This is a genomic window from Pricia sp., from assembly GCF_041745955.1.
Classification (GTDB): Bacteria; Bacteroidota; Bacteroidia; order Flavobacteriales; family Flavobacteriaceae; genus Pricia.
On the sequence record NZ_JBGTHY010000061.1, the window covers coordinates 1 to 19692 of the forward strand.

Consider the following 19692-nt stretch of genomic DNA (forward strand, 5'->3'; position numbering starts at 1 on the left):
AACGATAATTCTTACGCGTATTAGGTAAATTTTACTACAAATCCAAGCCAAATACGAAATATTTTTATTTTCAATTTATCACCAGTCCGAAACCCCCGTTCAGCCTACTAATTCCACCCATTGTTGATAACCTGTGGAAAAACTTAAAACATTGTCAAGGGATTAAGGTGAATAAATTATGACCTTTATACTCGTCCAGTTAACAAACATTTTAATTCTATCTGCTATGGAAATTACCCAGGTCATCAAACGGGATTTTACGACCAAACCCTTTCATTTACAAAAAGTTACAAATGCTATTTTAAAGGCCATGACCGCTGTTGAGGTGGGCGGTGTTACCGATGCCGAACGTGTTTCGGAGAAGGTGTACGCCGGACTCCTTGAACGCAAGAGCGTCGACGAAAGTTACACGCCCACCGTTGAGGAAGTACAGGATTTTGTTGAGAAAAAACTCATGGAAAGCGGGTTTTTCGAGGTGGCCAAGGCCTATATCCTGTACCGGAACGAGCAGGCCCAAAAACGAAAGAGCAATATATTCGAAAAACGTATCAATCTGAAGCCTTACGAGTATCCCGAACTCTATGAATATGTTCCCGCCATACGGCATTCGTATTGGATACATTCCGAGTTCAACTTTACCAGTGACATTCAAGATTTTAAGACCTCGCTCTCCGAAACCGAACGTAGTGCCATAAAAAACACCATGCTCGCCATCTCACAGATCGAAGTGGCGGTCAAGAGCTTTTGGGGCGATATCTACCACAAAATCCCCAAGCCGGAAATCGGTTCGGTAGGTGCCACCTTTGCGGAAAGCGAAGTACGCCATGCCGACGCCTACTCGCATCTCCTTGAAATTCTGGGATTGAACCAGGAGTTCAAGAACCTCAAGAAAAAGCCGGTGATGATGAAGCGGGTGCAGTATTTGGAGACCGCCCTTAAAAATGCGAAAAGCGATGATAATAAGGAGTATGCGGAATCTATTTTACTCTTCTCCCTGTTCATCGAGCACGTTTCCCTATTTTCTCAATTTTTGATCATTATGGCCTTCAACAAACATAAAAATGTGTTGAAAGGGATATCGAACGTGGTCGAGGCCACCTCCAAGGAAGAACAGATCCACGGTGATTTCGGTATCGATATTATCAAGATCATCAAAAATGAGAATCCCGATTGGTTCGATGACGAACATGCCCTGATGATCCAGCAAATGTGCGCCGACGCCTTTACATCAGAGAGCAAGATTGTGGATTGGATCTTTGAGAAAGGTGAAGTTGATTTCTTGCCCAAAGCCGTAATCAATGAGTTTATAAAGAACCGTTTTAATAATTCCCTCACAAGTATAGGGGTCGCGAAGGTTTTCGAAATAAACGAAACCCTATTGAACCAGACCGAATGGTTCGACGATGAGATTATTGGTACCAAACACGGTGATTTCTTCGTGAAACGCTCCATCAATTATAGCAAAAGAACCCAAAGTATAACCAGTGATGACCTTTTTTAAATGAACAATCCAAAAACCACTTTAGACACACAGAAAAAACCGCTTTCCCAAGGCGATCAACTCGTGAACGCACGAAAAGAAGCGCTTAAAAACCACAAACCGCAAAATCAGGACGGTTTTAAATGGCTGACCGAACACAGCCGAAATTTCTTGGCCTCGGGATATTTGACGGGAGAGGTGACCCCGGAGCAGCGCATCCGCGAAATAGCGGATAGGGCCGAATATCTTTTAGATATGCCCGGCTTCTCAGATAAGTTCTACGGATATATGTCCGAAGGGTTTTTCTCCTTGGCATCGCCGGTATGGTCCAATTTCGCAAAGGAAAGAGGACTTCCCATCAGCTGCTTCGGGTCACATATCGCCGATGATATGGGCAACATCCTGTATACACAATCCGAAGTGGGTATGATGTCCAAATTAGGTGGGGGCACTTCCGGATATTTCGGCAAGATCCGTCCCCGTGGAGCGGCGGTCAAGAATAACGGCCAGGCTTCAGGATCGGTGCATATTATGCAGCTCTTCGAATCGATGGTCGATGTAGTCAGCCAAGGATCGGTACGTCGCGGGCGATTCTCTCCCTATTTACCTATAGAGCATCCGGACATCAAGGAATTTTTAGAAATAGGTACCGAAGGAAATCCTATTCAAGAGCTGACCCATGGGGTAACGGTAACCGATGCTTGGATGAATGAAATGATCGATGGCGATGGCGAAAAAAGGGCGCTCTGGGCCAAAGTATTGCAGCGAAGGGGAGAGATGGGCTATCCGTATATATTCTTTAAGGACAATGCCAACAATGGGGCGGCCGATGTATATAAGGATAAGAAACACACCGTTTACGCCAGTAACCTATGTACCGAAATCATGTTGCCCTCCAATGACGAATGGTCTTTCGTTTGCGTACTGTCGTCCGTGAACGTGTTGCACTACGACCAATGGAAGAATACCGATGCGGTGGAAACGATGGTGTATTTCTTGGATGCGGTAATAACCGAATTCATCGAAAAACTGGAAAGCTATCGCGACTCCGAAAGTCGTGAAGACCGCCAGACCTTCCTGTTTATGGAACGTGCCTACAACTTTGCCAAAGATAACCGGGCGTTGGGCCTAGGGGTCTTGGGATGGCATTCGTTGTTGCAGTCCAGAAAACTTCCGTTCAACAGCCAAGAAGCCTATAACCTGAACAGTGAGATTTTCGAAGGCATCAAGACAAGATCGTATAAAGCTTCGGGAGAATTGGCGGAAAAATTTGGCGAGCCTGCCGTTCTCAAGGGCTATGGTAGACGTAACGCGACCTTGAATGCCATTGCCCCAACAACATCGTCCGCTTTCATTTTAGGGCAGGTTTCCCAAGGGATAGAGCCCATTTGGTCAAATGTATACGTCAAGGATATTGCCAAGGTAAAGACGACCATAAAGAACCCGTTTTTGGAGGAGCTTTTGGTAGAAAAAGGCCAGAACACCACTGAGGTCTGGCGAAGTATCCGCGACAGGGACGGCTCCGTACAGCACTTGGACTTCCTGACCGAAAATGAAAAGGAGGTATTTAAGACCTATTCCGAAATAGATCAAATGGATATCATCTATCAAGCGGCCAATCGGCAGAACCATATCGATCAAGGGCAATCCGTTAACATTATCGTCCATCCCGATATGCCCGTGAAGGATATCAACAAAATTCACGTAACCGCCTGGAAATTAGGGTTAAAATCGCTCTACTATCAACACAGTATGAACGCCGCCCAAAAGTTCAAGCAGAAGAAAGATTGCGCCAGTTGTGAGGCCTAAGGTAGCTTCGATTTATTTTAAACCAATCTAAATATAAATAATTGATAATCAGCTATTTATATTGTTTCTAAAATTCTTTCGCCGTATATTGTACATGAACTTAAAAATCAAGGGATTATGTCTATACGATTAGCGAACAACTGCATCAACTGTGACCATATAATGGAAGGTAGTGTATGTGAAGTACATGGCGTTAAAGTAAGCCACAGCTATACTTGTGACAGTTTCGAAATGAAAGCGGCACTAAAGGATGACCGTAACTGTGTAACCTGTGTACGTTACGAGACTAGCGACTGCGCCAATCCGCAAAAAGCGGCTCCCGGCATGTTGTGTTCACATTGGGCACCGCAGAATGCGCATGCTTAAGATAAATTACCAATAACTTTGAGAAAATCGGCTTCCTTACGGGAGTCGATTTTTTTTGGTTTATATCCACCCGATGAAATCCTAAAAATCCGTCAACCCCAAAATGTTAAATTTTCTCTTTTTATTTAGATTTAATACAAATAGTCTTGCACGATAAATATCCATCCATTAGATTTGTGCAACTATTTAAAACAAGTCTAAATAAGCAAGTCTATATAATAAGAGCATCCTATGAGAAAAATTGCCTTTGCCTTAACTATTGCGGCCGGTGTTGTGTTTACATCCTGTAGTTCCGATGACAATGTTATCGATGAACAGTCCCTTACGCCCACGTGCACCGATGATATCCAAAACGGGGATGAGACCGGTGTCGATTGCGGTGGCACTTGCACTCCATGTGAAACCGGTAGCGAAAATCCTATTGAAAATCCCGCTACCTATGCTTTCGAGAGAGAAGGTGCCAGTACCATAGATTTTAGCGGGCAGACGACCCGTCTGAAAATGGGCGGCGAGTTTGTTTCCGCTTTGTCCGATACTACGAATACGGCCGAACGATTGCAGGCCATGTTCGCTCATGAAGCGGGTAATGCCGATTTTACGGATGCCGATCTGAACGCCTCCGATAAAAATATAAAGAGTAAAACCGCGGCCTCCGCAGATCTTTTCGCCGCGAATGCTACCGACCAAGCCATCATACGCTCCGATTTTGATGGTTGGATCACGGCTCAGGCCGAAGAGGTCTTCGTAAACTGGGAAACCACCGCAAGCCCGGGCGTTGCCGGGCAGGTGCCGCAAGGGGAACAGGTACGCTACATCAACGCCCAGGGCCTCGAATACAACCAAATGATAGCAAAAGGTTTGATCGGGGCGCTGACGCTGGATCAAATCGTGAACAATTATTTAAGTCCCGCCGTTTTAGATGAAGGCGAGAACAGGGCCAATAACGATGCCGGCAAAGTAGAGGAGGGAAAACCCTATACGACGATGGAGCATAAATGGGATGAAGCCTATGGGTATCTTTTCGGTCTGAATACGGATACGTCAAACCCCGTAGCGGGCGAAAATGATGGCGACCGATTTTTAGGAAGCTATATCGGACAGGTGGCGGAGGATCCCGATTTCAGCGATCTGATAACCGCTTCCTACGAGGCCTTCAAATTGGGGAGGGCGGCCATCGTGGCCAAAGACTATGCCGTGCGCGATGAGCAGGCGGCCATCATTAAAAGCAAGTTGGCCTTGGTGCCTTCCGTTAGGGGCGTATTCTACCTGCAGGCCGGAAAGAATGCCCTGGCAGAGGAAGTACCAAACTACGGCGGCGGTTTCCATGCCCTTTCGGAAGCCTTTGGATTTATCTATAGTCTTCAGTTCGCCCAAAACCCCGCCACGGGGAAAGCGTATTTCATAAAAGCGGAGGTAGATGCCCTTCTGGAACAACTCTTGGATGATGGGGAAAACGGACTTTGGGATGTTACTCCCGAAACATTGGATGCCATCTCCGAAACCATTGCATCCAAATTCGGCTTTACCGTGGAACAGGCAGCACCGGAGCGTGCGTAATACGATTTGCTTGTAGTAGGACAAAAATTTAAGGGAAAATTCCATAGATATTTTCGGGGTATCCCTTATTTTTGCAACGTTGATTTAGAATAAATAAAAATAAGCTATGCGAAGAATTTGGGGAGCGTTTATGGTATTGACCTTGATTTGGGCCTGTTCATCCGATAATGGGAGCAGTGCGGGAATGTCTGATGACGTGGATCCGGGTCCCGGTCCCGCTGCGGAAACTTTTGAAAGGGGACCCATGTTGGCCAATTGGGCCGATAATATCATTATTCCCGCTTACACCGATTTTTCCGAAAAACTGAACGGTCTATCCGCAGGTTTGGAAACCTTCCAATCGGAGGGCAGCGAAGCTAATCTGGTCGCATTGCGCACCGCTTGGCTGGAAGCTTACAAAGCATGGCAGCATGTAGATATGTTTGAAATCGGCCCTGCGGAAGCGGTGGGACTGCGATTGAACCTCAATTCCTATCCTTCCGATACCGCTATCATTGAAAGTAACGCATCAAAGGGTTCGTATGACCTGAAGTTGCCCTCGAACAGGGTTGCCAAAGGCTTTCCGGCCTTGGATTACCTGATCAACGGTCTGGGCGAAACCGATGCGGCCATCGTAGCAAAGTTAGGTTCGGAAACGGCGAAAGCTACTTATATCGCCTATATTGAGGTGGTGCTAAAGGATATGTTAGCATTGTCCGATCAAGTGCTTTCAGAATGGCAACAGGGCTATCGCGACACTTTTGTGAAAAACGACGGCGCCTCGGCCACGGCCTCGGTTGACCGTTTTGTAAACGACTATATCTATTATTATGAGAAATTCCTTCGGGCCGGCAAGATGGGCATTCCCCTAGGTGTTTTTTCAGGAAATACCCTTCCGGGAAATCTGGAAGCCTATTATGATGGCGATGTATCTAAAGCACTGTTTATGGAAGGTTTGAACGCCTCCCAGGATTTCTTTAACGGAAAACACTTCGCATCCGAAGGAACTGGCGAAAGCTTGGCCTCCTATCTAGACGCCCTCAATGCGGTCAAAGGGGGCAAGGACCTAAATAAAATCATTAACGGACAGTTCGATACCGCCCGCAAGCAGGTAACGGCTTTGGGCACCTTTCGGGAAGAAATCGAGAATAACGATCCACCATCCAATATGCTGCTGGCCTACGATGAGGTGCAACGCATCGTCCCTTTATTGAAAGTAGATATGGTATCCGCAATGAGCATCAGCATTGCCTACGTGGATTCAGATGGGGATTAAATTAAGATCATACATCACAAAACCCGTAGAGGCCGCCCCATTGGCGGTCTTTCGCATTTTGTTCGGCGGTATGATGCTGCTAAGTATTTTGCGCTTTTGGAGCTACGGTTGGATCGACAAGCTCTACGTGCGGCCCCAGTTTTTCTTTTCCTATTTTGGCTTTGATTGGATAAAACCGCTAGGCATCTATACCTATCTTGTTTTTGCCGTCTGTGCCGTAGCGGCGGTCATGGTGGCCATCGGCTACAAATACCGTATGGCGATCATCTTGTTCTTCCTCAGTTTTACCTACATCGAACTGATGGACAAGACCACCTATCTCAACCACTATTATTTTATCAGCATCCTGGCCTTTTTAATGATTTTCTTGCCGGCCAATGCCTATTATTCGGTCGATTCCTTGAAAAATCCGCAAAAATCCTTTCAAAAAATTCCGGCTTGGACCATCAACAGTATCAAATTGCTGTTGTTTATCGTTTATTTTTATGCAGGACTGGCCAAACTGAATTCCGATTGGCTCCTGCAGGCCATGCCCTTGAAAATTTGGTTGCCCTCAAAATTCGACGTGCCTTTGGTGGGCGATTTTTTTCATTTGGAATGGGTACAATATGCCTTCAGTTGGGGCGGGGCCGCCTATGATCTTTGTATTCCCTTTCTGCTCTTGTACCGAAAGACCCGGCCTTTTGCCTTTTTGATGGTCGTTGTTTTCCACCTGATGACGCGGGTACTGTTCCCCATCGGGATGTTCCCCTACATTATGATCGTCTCCTCCCTGATATTTTTCGATGCGGGCGTTCACCATAAACTTTTGGGTTATTTGGATAGGCTCTTCCACTTGGGGATACGTCGTTTTGATACCGGTAAAATTCTGGTGTACAGACCAACGTTCGGCAACCGCTTCAAATATGCGGTACTCCTTGTTTTTTTAGGAGTCCAGTTGCTATTGCCATGGCGCTATCTGGCCTATCCCGGGGAACTTTTTTGGACGGAGGAGGGCTATCGGTTCTCATGGCGGGTCATGTTGGTGGAAAAATCCGGATACGCACAGTTCAAGATCGTCGACGCTATGACCGGTTCCTATTTTTACGTCGACAATACCGATTTTTTGACGCCCTTTCAGGAAAAACAAATGGCCTTTCAGGCGGATTTTATTTTAGAATATGCCCATTTTTTAAGAGATCATTTCCAAAAGGATGGCCACAAGAACATTCAGGTGTTCGTCGAGAGCTATGTAAGCTTGAACGGACGTTTGAGTACGCCCATGATCGATCCGAAAGTGGACTTGGCCGCAAAAAAGGAATCATTTGCACATAAACCATGGATAATCCCCTTCAACGATGTCATTAAAGGAATTTAGTTGCTTCATTTTATTTTTGGCCGTATGGCAAACAGGGCAGGCGCAATACGGACTTTCGGGCACCATTACCGACCCTGGGAGCCAAGTGCTTTCAGAGGCCGAGGTATACCTTAAAGCCTTGGACCTGTTTGCAAATACGGATTCCGATGGGGAATATGTACTGAATAATATCCCCGAGGGCAACTATCAACTGATTGTTTTTGCCTACGGATATCGGGTAAACAAGATTAATTTTCAGATTACATCGGATACCGTTCTCGATGCGGTCTTGGAACCTTTAGGCGAACAGCTTTCGGAAGTGGTCGTCACCCAACAACGCGAACAGGTCTTTGCCCTGAAACAGCTTAAAAAAGTAGAGGGCACCGCCATCTATGCGGGCAAAAAAAGCGAAGTAGTGCTGATGTCGGGCCTAACCGGAAATATGGCCGCCAACAATGCCCGGCAGATCTACAGCCAGGTCGTCGGCCTCAATATCTACGATAGCGGCGATGCCGGGCTGCAATTGAATATCGGAGGTAGGGGCCTGGATCCCAACCGGACTTCCAACTTCAATACCCGCCAGAACGGCTACGACATCAGTGCCGATGTGCTTGGCTATCCCGAAAGTTACTATACGCCACCGGCAGAGGCCTTGGAGGAAATTCAGGTCATCCGAGGGGCGGCATCCCTGCAATACGGCACCCAGTTCGGGGGCTTGGTCAATTTTAAGTTCAAACGGCCGGATCCCGATAAAAAGATCGAACTGGTATCCCGGCAGACCTTGGGCTCCTACGATTTGTTTACCAGTTTTAACAGCCTGGGCGGCACGGTCGGCAAGTTGGGCTATTATACCTATTTCAATTATAAGGATGGAAACGGATTTCGACCGAATTCCCAGTACGACAGCAAAAATTTCTACGTCCATATCGATTATCAATTTACCGACCGGACCAAACTCACCTTGGAGACCACCTTTATGGATTATCTGGCCAAACAGGCCGGTGGGCTGACCGATGCCCAGTTTTATGAAGACCCAAGCTTTAGCAATCGTAGCCGGAATTGGTTCGGGGTGGACTGGAAACTGTATTCCCTGCGGTTGGACCATCAGTTTTCGTCCAAGACCGATTTTAGTCTGAACCTTTTTGGGCTCGATGCCACGCGCAAGGCCTTGGGCTTCCGTACCAACCGGGTCTCGCAACCCGACGACCTGAACGAACCGCGCGAACTCTTGGTCACCGACTTTAGGAACTGGGGCGCAGAGGCCCGGCTTTTGACCCGATACAAGATCAGGGACAAAGATGCGGTGCTACTTTTAGGAGCTAAATACTATCAATCCCAAAACCAACAAAAACAGGGTTCCGGCACCACCGCCTCGGATGCCGATTTTAGCTTTACAGATGCGCAATATCCCAACTACGAACCTCAATCCCAATTTGAATATCCGAACCTGAACCTGGCCCTTTTCGGGGAAAATATATTTAATTTGAGTCCCAAATTCACGCTCACCCCGGGATTTCGACTGGAACATATTAAAACACAGAGCGAGGGAACGTACAAGAATATCGCAGAGGACTTGGCGGGGAACGTGATACTGAACGAAGAAATCGAAGACGCACGCACTTTTGACCGTACCTTCGTACTATTGGGCATAGGTGCTACCTTCAAAGCGCTTTCGGGCATGGAACTTTACGCCAATTTCTCCCAGAATTATCGTTCGGTAACCTTTACCGATATCCAAACGGTCAACCCTTCCTTTCAGGTAGACCCGAATATTACCGACGAAGACGGCTTTACGGCGGATATCGGAGCAAGAGGTCGCCTTAAAAATCTTTTATCCTACGATGTAAGTGCTTTTGGCCTGTTGTACGATGACCGTTTGGGGGAAGTATTGAAGAACCAGACCCGTATCGGTGCCAACGGTCAAGAAATAGAAACGGGAAACGTGGTCCGCTTCAGGGGCAACATCGGTACCGCATTTATGTACGGGCTGGAGAGTTTTGGGGACTTGAATATACAAGAAACATTTTTCCCGGCGACCGAAAAACTGAAATTGAACTATTTTGTAAACCTGGCCCTGACCCGATCGGAATACCTATCCTCGGAAGAAAACAACGTCGAAGGCAACCAAGTTGAATTTATTCCCGATGTCAATCTAAAAACCGGACTTAATTTCGGGTACGGGAACCTTTTGGGCAGTTTTCAATATACGTATCTCTCAAAACAGTTCACGGATGCCACAAATGCACCGCAAGATGTAGACGACAATCAACGCGGCATTGAAGGAAGCATCCCGGCCTATGATATTCTCGATTTAAGCCTTTCCTATTCCTATAAAAATTGGAAACTCGAAGCGGGCATCAACAACCTTTTAGATAACAGCTATTTTACCCAAAGGGCCACGGGTTACCCCGGTCCCGGTATTATCCCCGCCCAACCTCGAACTTTGTATACCACGTTACAGTTCAAACTGTGATAGGGTAAAAAAGAATAGAAAGAGACAGGCTGTGGACAGCGGTACTATGTCTTTTTTCACTACATTTGCACGCAATTAAATCTATAATTGCATGCAAGCCCACAGCAACAAAATTTTAGGCGAAGGTCTCACCTACGACGACGTACTGCTCGTCCCCGCCTACTCCGAAGTACTTCCCAGAAAAGTAAACATCCAGTCCAAATTTACACGGAACATCACCATCAATGTCCCCATCGTTTCCGCAGCCATGGATACGGTTACCGAATCACAAATGGCCATCGCCATGGCACAGGAAGGTGGTATCGGGGTCCTGCACAAGAACATGACCATCGAGCAGCAAGCCGTAAAGGTGCGCAAGGTAAAACGGGCGGAAAGTGGTATGATCATTGATCCGGTGACGCTGCCTTTAGATTCCCAGGTCAAGCACGCCAAGGCGAACATGAAGGAATATAGTATCGGTGGCATTCCCATCGTCGATGCCGAAGGGAAGTTGCTCGGAATCGTTACCAATCGTGACCTGCGCTTCGAAAAGAACAATGAACGACCGATTTCCGAGGTCATGACCAAAAAGAATCTGGTGACCGTAGGGGAGGGGACTTCCCTTGAACAGGCGGAGGACATTCTGCAGGTAAACAAAATCGAAAAACTGCCCGTAGTAGACGATAATTACAAATTGGTCGGGCTGATTACATTTCGTGATATTACGAAATTGACCCAAAAACCGATTGCCAGTAAAGATACCTATGGCCGATTACGTGTGGCCGCCGCCATTGGGGTCACCCCAGATGCTGTCGATAGGGCAGCCGCATTGGTCGATGCCGGTGTCGATGCTGTGGTTATTGATACCGCACACGGACATACCCAAGGTGTGGTCAACGTTTTAAAGGAAATCAAAAAGAAATTCCCGGATCTCGACGTTATCGTCGGCAACATCGCTACGGCGGAAGCGGCCCGATATTTGGTCGAAGCCGGGGCTGATGCGGTCAAAGTGGGTATCGGACCCGGTTCTATTTGTACAACACGTGTCGTAGCCGGTGTTGGTTTCCCGCAATTTTCCGCTGTTCTTGAAGTGGCCGCCGCTATTAAAGGTAGCGGTGTTCCCGTGATTGCCGATGGGGGCATTCGGTATACGGGAGATATTCCCAAGGCCATAGCTGCCGGAGCGGACACCGTAATGCTCGGCTCTTTGCTTGCCGGTACGAAAGAATCTCCCGGGGAAACGATTATTTACGAGGGAAGAAAATACAAATCCTACCGAGGTATGGGTTCTGTAGAGGCCATGAGAGAAGGTAGCAAGGATCGCTATTTTCAGGATGTCGAAGACGATATCAAAAAATTGGTACCGGAAGGTATTGTGGGCCGTGTACCGTATAAGGGCGAACTTTACGAAAGTATCCACCAGTTCGTAGGCGGGTTACGTGCCGGAATGGGCTACTGCGGGGCCAAGGATATCGCCGCCCTAAAGGAAAATGGCCGCTTTGTAAAAATTACTTCCAGCGGTATACACGAAAGCCATCCGCACGATGTAACGATTACAAAGGAGTCGCCAAACTATAGTCGATAGAAAATTAGGAGATCAACTTTTGAAATTTAAGTCTGAACTTGAACTTGAATTTTACTTCTACCTCCCACTAGCCCCACTATAGGCCTTCCAGTCCTTCTCCTTATAAATATCATCCCCAAAATATTTGGCGATATCCAGAAAGGGCTTGGGTTTTTGGTAGCCGGGCACGGGGGAGAGCATATTCATTTCCTCATCCAAAAAAATCGTGGTCGGATAACTTAAGCGGCCTTGCATCAAGGTAGCGGCGAATTCATGGTAGCCGTTTCTTCCCTGTGGTACAAATTTAAAGGTCTTTCCCTTGTATTCAATAGGTTCCTTGCCCTCGCCATCCAATTTGACCATATAGAAATTCTTGGCCATGTAAGCGGCGACTTCTGCGTTTTGAAAGGTATCCTTATCCATCTTTTTGCACCATCCACACCAATCCGTATACACGTCGATGAATATTTTCTTTGGATTTTTTTCGGTGGACACCAGTTCCGCAGCCTCGCTCCATGAGATCCACTCGACTTCTTGGGCCTCGGCGGAAAGAAAGGTGAGACCGATACCTATAAAAAGGATTGTTTTGGATATATAGTTTGAAATCGTTTTCATAAAGAAGGATTTATTGTGGAAGATTTCCAACAACCATACCAGAACAACGAAAATATCGATATTTTATTTTACCCGGCCTTTTCCTTTTTAAGTTTATTCTTTGGTGCAAACAGATTCTTCACATCCACTTGATGCTTGATCAGATCGTCGAAGGTCTCCCGTTCCCGGATCAAAATAGCCTTGCCTTCGTGCCATAAAACCTCGGGCGGGCGGAATCGGGAGTTGTAGTTGCTCGCCATAGTGAAGCAATAGGCCCCGGCATTTTTAAAGCAAAGAATGTCACCCTCCGAAATTTCGTTGATACGCTTGTTGCTCGCAAAGGTATCGGTTTCACAGATATAGCCGACTACGGAATAGTAGCGCTCCCGGCCCTCGGGATTGGAAATATTCAATATCTGATGCGTAGCCCCGTAAAGCATTGGCCGGATCAAATGGTTGAATCCGGAATCAATACTGGCGAATACCGTCGAGGTGGTCTGTTTTACAACGTTGACACGGGCTAGGAAGTGTCCCGCCTCACTGACCAAGAATTTACCCGGTTCGAAGGCCAAGGTCAATTCTTTACCATAAGTCTTACAGAATTCGTTGAAGCGGGCGCTCAATTTTTTTCCGAGCTCCTCGACGTTTGTTTGTATATCCCCTTCCTTATAAGGTACTTTGAAACCGCTTCCGAAATCGATGAAATCAAGGTTCTTGAAATTTTGTGCGGTCTCGAAAAGGATTTCCGAGGCATAAAGAAAAACATCGATATCCAAAATATCGCTCCCCGTATGCATATGAATGCCGTTCACGTGCATTTTGGTCAGTTCGACGATGCGCAGCAAATGGGGAATTTGATGGATGCTGATTCCGAACTTCGAATCGATATGTCCCACCGAAATCTTGGAATTTCCTCCGGCCATCACATGTGGATTGATGCGTACACACACGGGGATATCCGGATGCCTGTTGCCGAACTGTTCCAATATCGACAGGTTATCGATGTTGATGCGAACGCCCAACTTTGAGGCTTCCTCGATTTCTTCCAACGATACCCCGTTCGGTGTAAAGATGATATCCTCAGGTTTGAATCCTGCCAATAGTCCCAATTGAACCTCTTGTATGGAAACGGTATCGAGACCGCTGCCCAGACTGTTCATCAATTTGAGTATCGCCATATTCGATAGCGCCTTGGCCGCATAGTTGAGCTTTAAATTTTTAACACCACTGAACGCGTTCGTCAGGCGTTGGAACTGTGATACTATCTTTTCCGAATCATAAACATAGACGGGATCACCATAGGTAGCGGCAATCTTTAATAAATCGGCATTTTTCATGGACTTTACAGTTTGATACAAAACTAACCCCTTCATCCGATATGGACAAGGAAAACAGAGAAAATATAAAAAATACAACAATTTGTTGTTTTTGTAACATTTGTATTGCATTTATCCTTCCACCTTTAGAATCCTGAAGTTTTAACAGGTACAATACTAAGTTGTCGATTATTTGTTTGAGTTGTATTTTTATCCAAAATTAAACCTTATGAAATTACCATTATTCCCGCTACAATCTATATTTTTCCCCGGTGAGACCGTTCCGCTCCACATTTTCGAAGAGCGCTATAAACAGCTGATCCGGGACTGTAGAAGAGAGGCGGTCACTTTTGGCATTCCGGTCTATATCAACAATAGTGTGGCCTTTGGTACCGAGGTTCAACTGGTAGAAATCGTAAACACCTATGAAAGCGGTGAAATGGACGTTACCTGCGTGGCGCGGCAAGTTTTCCGTATTCTCAATTTTGACAATGAGATGAAGGGAAAACTTTACGCTGGCGGAGAAATTGAGTTTCTTGATAATGTAAACGATTCCGATAAAGCTACCAAAATCGAGGTGCTCTATAATTTGCACGAGCTCTACAAACTTATGGATGTGCCCTTTACGCCGCTGCCCGTTGAAAAGTTCAACAGTTACGTATTGGCGCATAAAATGGGACTTTCTTTCGAGCAAGAGTACCACTTGTTGCAATTACAGAAAGAAAGTGAGCGACTGGCCTTTATAAAATCACATTTGGTTTCGACCATTGCGGTCTTGCAGGAAGTCGATCGCACCAAAAAAACTATAGAGATGAACGGCGATTTCCGGAATTTCGATCCGCTCGATTTTAAGGACTTTAAGGTTTAGTGCTAATTGGCGGTTGGCAGTGGCACTAGCAGTGGACAGTAGCACCGGGCACCCGGCAAATTTTGAACTTGAACTTGACACTTGGGTTTGAACTTTAAATACTGCCAACTAATTTCCCTATTTTTGTAACTGAACCTAAATATACCTTAATATATGAATCTTCACGAATACCAAGGAAAAGAGATACTGGAAAGCTTCGGCGTGCGCATTCAGCGCGGCATCGTAGCCCACAATGCCAAGGAAGCCGTAGATGCGGCCAAACAGCTGACCGCCGAAACCGGCACGGGCTGGCATGTGATCAAGGCCCAAGTGCACGCGGGCGGTCGTGGAAAAGGCGGTGGGGTCAAACTGGCCAAAAACCTAAAGGAAGTCGAGCAGATCGCAAGCGATATTATAGGTATGAAACTGATTACGCCCCAAACCTCTGCTGAAGGTAAAAAGGTGCATCAAGTGTTGGTAGCGGAAGATGTGTATTACCCAGGGGATAGCGAAACCAGCGAATTCTATATGTCCGTTCTCTTGAACCGGGCCACCGGAAGAAATATGATCATGTACTCCACAGAAGGGGGCATGGATATCGAGGAAGTAGCCGATAAAACGCCCCATCTTATTTTTAACGAGGAAATTGATCCGGCAACGGGACTGATGCCATTTCAGGCACGAAAAATTGCCTTCAATTTGGGACTGTCGGGAATGGCTTTCAAGGAAATGACAAAATTCGTCACCGCTTTGTACAAGGCGTATTCCGAAAGCGATTCGAGCATGTTCGAGATCAATCCGGTTTTAAAGACGTCGGATGATAAAATAATGGCGGTCGATGCCAAGGTGTCCATCGATGACAACGCATTGTTCCGTAGAAAGAAATATGCCGAGATGCGTGACCTGCGTGAAGAAAACGCCATCGAGGTGGAAGCTCGCGCCGTCGGACTAAACTACGTTGACCTAGATGGCAACGTCGGCTGTATGGTCAACGGTGCCGGACTGGCAATGGCCACGATGGACCTAATAAAAATGGCGGGCGGCGAACCGGCCAATTTTTTGGATGTAGGGGGTACCGCTGATGCCAAAAGAGTTGAAGAAGCTTTTCGTATTATCTTGAAAGACGATGGCGTAAAAGCCATTTTAATCAATATTTTTGGAGGTATCGTGCGTTGCGATCGTGTAGCACAAGGCATTGTTGATGCCTACAAGAACATGGGCGATGCCATGAAAGTACCGATTATCGTCCGTTTGCAGGGCACCAATGCCGAGCTTGCGAAAGAAATTATCGATAATTCAGGCTTGGCGGTCCATTCGGCCGTTCAATTTCAGGAAGCTGCAGATAAGGTAAAGGACGTCTTGAACTAACATTTTATCCTTTAATCCTTTTAGGGTTGAATTCCCCGATGCTTGCATCGTATTTTCTATTTCCGGGAATTTAGGATTTACTTTTTTTTGAAATTTGTACCTCGGATATTTGAGTCGAGGTAGTTCATTTATTTGGGATGCCCTTCAATAAGGCGTCCCTTTTTTGTAATCCGTTCCGAAATTAGGTTAGTGTCAACATGTTTTTCCCAAACAATTTTAGCGGCACCAGTAATCAAAGGCTAACGATTCGGTAGATTTTAATATCATTTTTTGACATTCTTATTTTTTCATGTTAATTTTTATTAAATACATAATTGGGAAGCGATTCTTTGTCATATCTTTATATAAGGAATAAATTACCTTCACAAAATACGCTTTATTGATATGAAGAAAATACTATTTATCGCACTGACCGTAGTTACTTTTAATGTAGGCCATGCCTCGGAAAGAAACCTAGATCGGCACGAGCCCAAAGCCGCCAAGATAATCGCCGCTCAGATTTACAGTATGTTAGGGGAGTTTAAAATACCTGATGATATTCGAGGTTCCAAGGCGGAAGTTCGCATTGCGGTGGATACCGGAAATTACCTAAGAGTACTATCGATAGAAACAGAAAATGAGAATTTAGCAGCCTTTATTCGGAACAGTATCGACTTCGAGAAATTGAATAGGGGAACATTTGAGCAGGGAATCGTTTATCGTGTGCCAATAGAGGTCAAGAAATAGAGCGGATTCCCGTTGAGACCTATAGCATGTAAGCTCTCAAAAAAAAGTACGGGAGCTTTTTCGTGGGGTGTATTCAGAAATCGTATAGATCAGTTCCAACCGAACGTCTCTATAATTTCATTGTACACTACTTCTCCTTCGCTAATATTCAAGCCCTTGCGAAGGGCATCATCAGATTCGATGGCTTTTTTCCAACCCAGGTTTGCAAGTTTAAGTACATAGGGCAGGGTAACGTTCGTAAGGGCCATGGTTGAGGTGTAGGGCACCGCGCCGGGCATATTGGCTACGGAATAGTGTACGATATCGTCAATGATATAAACAGGATCTTCATGGGTCGTTGGTCTTGTGGTTTCTACACATCCCCCTTGATCTACGGCTACATCGACGATAACGGTACCGGGGCGCATATCCTTAAGCATGTCGCGGGTAATCAGGTTGGGCGCTTTTGCCCCCTTTAGTAAAACCCCGCCAATGATGAGGTCATGGGTCTTTATATGTTTCCTGATATTGAATTCGTTTGAAAATTCGGTCACCACGTGTGGCGGCATTACATCGTTCACATACCGCAGGCGTTTCATGTTAATGTCCATAATAGTGACATGGGCACCTAACCCTGCCGCCATTTTGGCCGCTTGTATCCCCACGACCCCGGCACCGAGCACTAGAACCTTACCGGGCGCAACGCCGGGAACGCCTCCTAAAAGCACACCTCTGCCTTTAACCGGTTTTTCGAGATATTTAGCGCCCTGTTGAATCGCCATTCTACCTGCGACCTCCGACATCGGGGTTAACAGAGGTAACGTTCCCTCCTCATCCTCGACCGTTTCATAGGCTATACATATCGATTTACTGGCAATCATGGCCTTGGTCAGGGGTTCACTGGACGCGAAGTGGAAATAAGTGAAAACGATCTGACCCTCCCGGACAAGAGGGTATTCCCTTTCAATAGGCTCCTTTACCTTCACTATCATTTCGCTCGCTTCATAAATTTCTTCCAGCGTATTCAAAATTAGGGCACCGACCTTTTCATAATTTTTGTCAAAAAAGCCGCTGCCTTCCCCGGCTTTGGACTGCACGTAGACCGTATGGCCCTTTTTTTTCAGTTCGAACACACCCCCTGGGGTCATGCCCACGCGGCTTTCGTTGTTCTTGATTTCTTTAGGGATACCGATTTTCATTTGAAAGGTATTTTATGAACAATGAATTTTATCCATAGGTTTAAAACTTATGTACTTTTTTGGTGTACGGATTCTGTAGTATTGGATAAAATAGATTCAATAGTAAGGGATAAATATGGGATAATTTAAACGGTATGCGCCTTCCAATATGTTAATTGGGTAAACTTTCACTTGTCCTCCGAAGAATGCGATTGGGGGTTCAGGCCTACGTAGGTACCATAGTTCCCGGATGGTTCCGACTGCGGATTCCCTTTCCATCGATGTATCAAATCTGGTACGAAGGAAGTCCCTACGAATAAAGTTCCGCAGGCCAATAAGACTATGGGGTCAATAAACAGCTGGTCAAAGGAAAAAATGCCGATAACCAAAACGGTCGAAAAGGGCAGGGAACAGGCCAGGACATTGACCGCAAAATCGATATCAAAAGTCGGTTTTTTTTGCGCATCGGTTTCCTCCAAGGTGGTGATAGCGCTCATATGGGCAAAAGGCCAAAAACTACAGGCACTTTGCGGAAATACTACCAATAATAAAATAAGTGTGGGACTCAGTGCCGGGAATAAAAAGACGAAAGTAGCGGACAATAAAAAAGTGATTCCCGCCCGCCTTGCCAATAGGGAAATGATGATACCGAATTCCCCGGATTTTATACGTACCGCCATACCTATAAACAATAATATCAAAGGGGTCATGATCATTTTTAGGTCACCAATGGTATGCTGTAAAAAAATAGGAAGCGATTCAAGGTTCAGGCCAAATGCCAAAAGCGTAAGTCCGACAATGATCACCATGTTAATGGGTTCATTCAACAAGGCCAAACCAAGGTCGCGAAGTTTGCTTTTTGAAGAGGTCTTTATAGCTTTTAGGGAGTGTAATTGATACCAATGCATAGCAAGCATATAGAGCAAAATCAAAACGAAAATTTTATTGCCTACATCCGCCAGGGCCGCCAGGGCCAATGAGTCGTCGCCGAGATAGACGACGATAAACGGAAAGCACGAGAGCCCGGGGGCCAAAGAGGGAAGCAACATCATTAGGGTACGCCTTTTGGCGCCCTCTTCTTTCGGCAGGGAAACGGAAAGCACATATTTAGACGCCAAGAACATGACCAAATTAAAGGCAAGGGCCAGCAAGGGAAAGATCAATAGGGAACTTTCCAATTTTATTTTTAGAAGGGCGACAAATATAACAGCGGGCAGCGCCACACTGAGAATGATAGTTTTAACGCCTTTTAGATCTTGTTTCGCTATTTTTTTTTGAAGGAGAAGTCCAAGACCGATGACCAAAACAAGTTCTAGGGTATTTTGAAGGGCGAAATTCATGGCATTTTTAAGTTTAAGGGATTGTACATAGTGTTCAAAACAAGTAGCAGTAACCCATCAAAGCCGGATAATCTGCGTATCGAGGCAAATCGTTCGCAAAACCCGGCTCTTCGGGCCAACTTAACTTAAACCAATACTTTCTGAAGGGCGGTGGCGAAAAGCTTCATCTCGGCCATCGTACCCATACTGACACGGCACCAGTTTTTGTCCATAATATCAAAAGCTCGGACACCCACTTGTTGTGCGGTCATTTTTTCTAGGAAAGCTTCCCCTTCCATTTCAATCGGAAATAGGATGAAGCTGGTAGAGGAGGGCACGTATTCGTAGCCCATTTTATCCAAAGTCGTATAGACAAACTCTCGGCATTCCCGATTCAGTTTTCTGGATTTGTTTTGGAATTCGATATCGTCCATACTGGCGGAGGCGGCGAATATCGAGGGATAGGTAATGCCCATACCGCCACGGGTCACCGCTTGAATTTTATCTAAAGTAGCTTCCTGTGCAACGACATACCCCACGCGAAGG

Annotated in this window: 16 protein-coding genes; 11 read left to right on the forward strand and 5 right to left on the reverse strand. The window is 46.0% G+C overall.

All coding sequences use genetic code 11. The annotated features are described in order from the left end of the window. The first annotated feature begins 226 nt into the window (after positions 1–226). From ACEW8S_RS01955 to guaB, 8 genes are all read left to right on the forward strand, one after another. On the forward strand, positions 227–1501 hold the full coding sequence (locus ACEW8S_RS01955; protein WP_373516505.1) for a ribonucleotide-diphosphate reductase subunit beta: 1275 nt from the start codon (positions 227–229) through the stop codon (positions 1499–1501). Next, positions 1502–3289, forward strand: a complete 1788-nt coding sequence (locus tag ACEW8S_RS01960; RefSeq protein ID WP_373516506.1) for a ribonucleoside-diphosphate reductase subunit alpha — start codon at positions 1502–1504, stop codon at positions 3287–3289. Positions 3290–3406: 117 nt separating this feature from the next. Further along, positions 3407–3655 carry a hypothetical protein gene (locus ACEW8S_RS01965; protein ID WP_373516507.1) on the forward strand — a complete coding sequence of 83 codons (249 nt, stop codon included), beginning with the start codon at positions 3407–3409 and terminating at the stop codon, positions 3653–3655. A gap of 231 nt (positions 3656–3886) precedes the next feature. Further along, positions 3887–5212, forward strand: coding sequence for a DUF4856 domain-containing protein (locus tag ACEW8S_RS01970; protein ID WP_373516508.1), 1326 nt, complete (start codon positions 3887–3889; stop codon positions 5210–5212). 106 nt (positions 5213–5318) lie between these two features. Next, entirely contained in the window at positions 5319–6467 is a 1149-nt protein-coding gene (locus ACEW8S_RS01975) for an imelysin family protein (protein ID WP_373516509.1), read from the forward strand. Further along, positions 6457–7824 carry an HTTM domain-containing protein gene (locus ACEW8S_RS01980; protein WP_373516510.1) on the forward strand — a complete coding sequence of 456 codons (1368 nt, stop codon included), beginning with the start codon at positions 6457–6459 and terminating at the stop codon, positions 7822–7824. Before ACEW8S_RS01975 ends, ACEW8S_RS01980 begins: the two co-directional genes overlap by 11 nt. Then, positions 7805–10276 (forward strand): TonB-dependent receptor domain-containing protein, encoded by a 2472-nt coding sequence (locus ACEW8S_RS01985; RefSeq protein WP_373516511.1) that lies wholly within the window; start codon positions 7805–7807, stop codon positions 10274–10276. Before ACEW8S_RS01980 ends, ACEW8S_RS01985 begins: the two co-directional genes overlap by 20 nt. 91 nt (positions 10277–10367) lie before the next feature. Beyond that, on the forward strand, positions 10368–11840 hold the full coding sequence (guaB, locus tag ACEW8S_RS01990; RefSeq protein ID WP_373516512.1) for an IMP dehydrogenase: 1473 nt from the start codon (positions 10368–10370) through the stop codon (positions 11838–11840). 57 nt (positions 11841–11897) lie between these two features. Here the strand turns inward: guaB and ACEW8S_RS01995 are convergent, their stop codons facing one another. Both ACEW8S_RS01995 and lysA read right to left on the reverse strand, forming a co-directional pair. Beyond that, positions 11898–12434, reverse strand: a complete 537-nt coding sequence (locus ACEW8S_RS01995) for a thioredoxin family protein (protein ID WP_373516513.1) — start codon at positions 12432–12434, stop codon at positions 11898–11900. Between the two features lie 68 nt (positions 12435–12502). Next, positions 12503–13750, reverse strand: a complete 1248-nt coding sequence (gene lysA, locus ACEW8S_RS02000; RefSeq protein ID WP_373516514.1) for a diaminopimelate decarboxylase — start codon at positions 13748–13750, stop codon at positions 12503–12505. A gap of 208 nt (positions 13751–13958) precedes the next feature. Here lysA and ACEW8S_RS02005 point away from each other — a divergent pair, with 208 nt between their 5' ends. From ACEW8S_RS02005 to ACEW8S_RS02015, 3 genes are all read left to right on the forward strand, one after another. Continuing rightward, the gene (locus ACEW8S_RS02005; RefSeq protein WP_373516515.1) at positions 13959–14597 is read left to right on the forward strand and encodes an LON peptidase substrate-binding domain-containing protein; all 639 of its coding nucleotides are present in this window, start codon (positions 13959–13961) and stop codon (positions 14595–14597) included. A 153-nt stretch (positions 14598–14750) separates the two neighbouring features. Further along, a complete protein-coding gene (sucC, locus tag ACEW8S_RS02010) occupies positions 14751–15944 on the forward strand; it encodes an ADP-forming succinate--CoA ligase subunit beta (RefSeq protein ID WP_373516516.1) in 1194 nt (397 codons plus the stop codon). 384 nt (positions 15945–16328) lie between these two features. Beyond that, a complete protein-coding gene (locus tag ACEW8S_RS02015; protein ID WP_373516517.1) occupies positions 16329–16670 on the forward strand; it encodes a hypothetical protein in 342 nt (113 codons plus the stop codon). Positions 16671–16759: 89 nt separating this feature from the next. On the opposite strand, the gene ald is transcribed toward ACEW8S_RS02015, so the two are convergent. The 3 genes from ald to ACEW8S_RS02030 form a co-directional block, all read right to left on the reverse strand. Beyond that, positions 16760–17848: an alanine dehydrogenase gene (ald, locus tag ACEW8S_RS02020; RefSeq protein ID WP_373516518.1), complete on the reverse strand. Its 1089-nt coding sequence runs from the start codon at positions 17846–17848 to the stop codon at positions 16760–16762. Between the two features lie 167 nt (positions 17849–18015). Next, positions 18016–19167, reverse strand: a complete 1152-nt coding sequence (locus ACEW8S_RS02025; RefSeq protein ID WP_373516519.1) for an AEC family transporter — start codon at positions 19165–19167, stop codon at positions 18016–18018. Between the two features lie 125 nt (positions 19168–19292). Continuing rightward, a partial coding sequence (locus ACEW8S_RS02030) for an aminotransferase class I/II-fold pyridoxal phosphate-dependent enzyme (RefSeq protein ID WP_373516520.1) occupies positions 19293–19692 on the reverse strand: 400 nt, incomplete at its 5' end.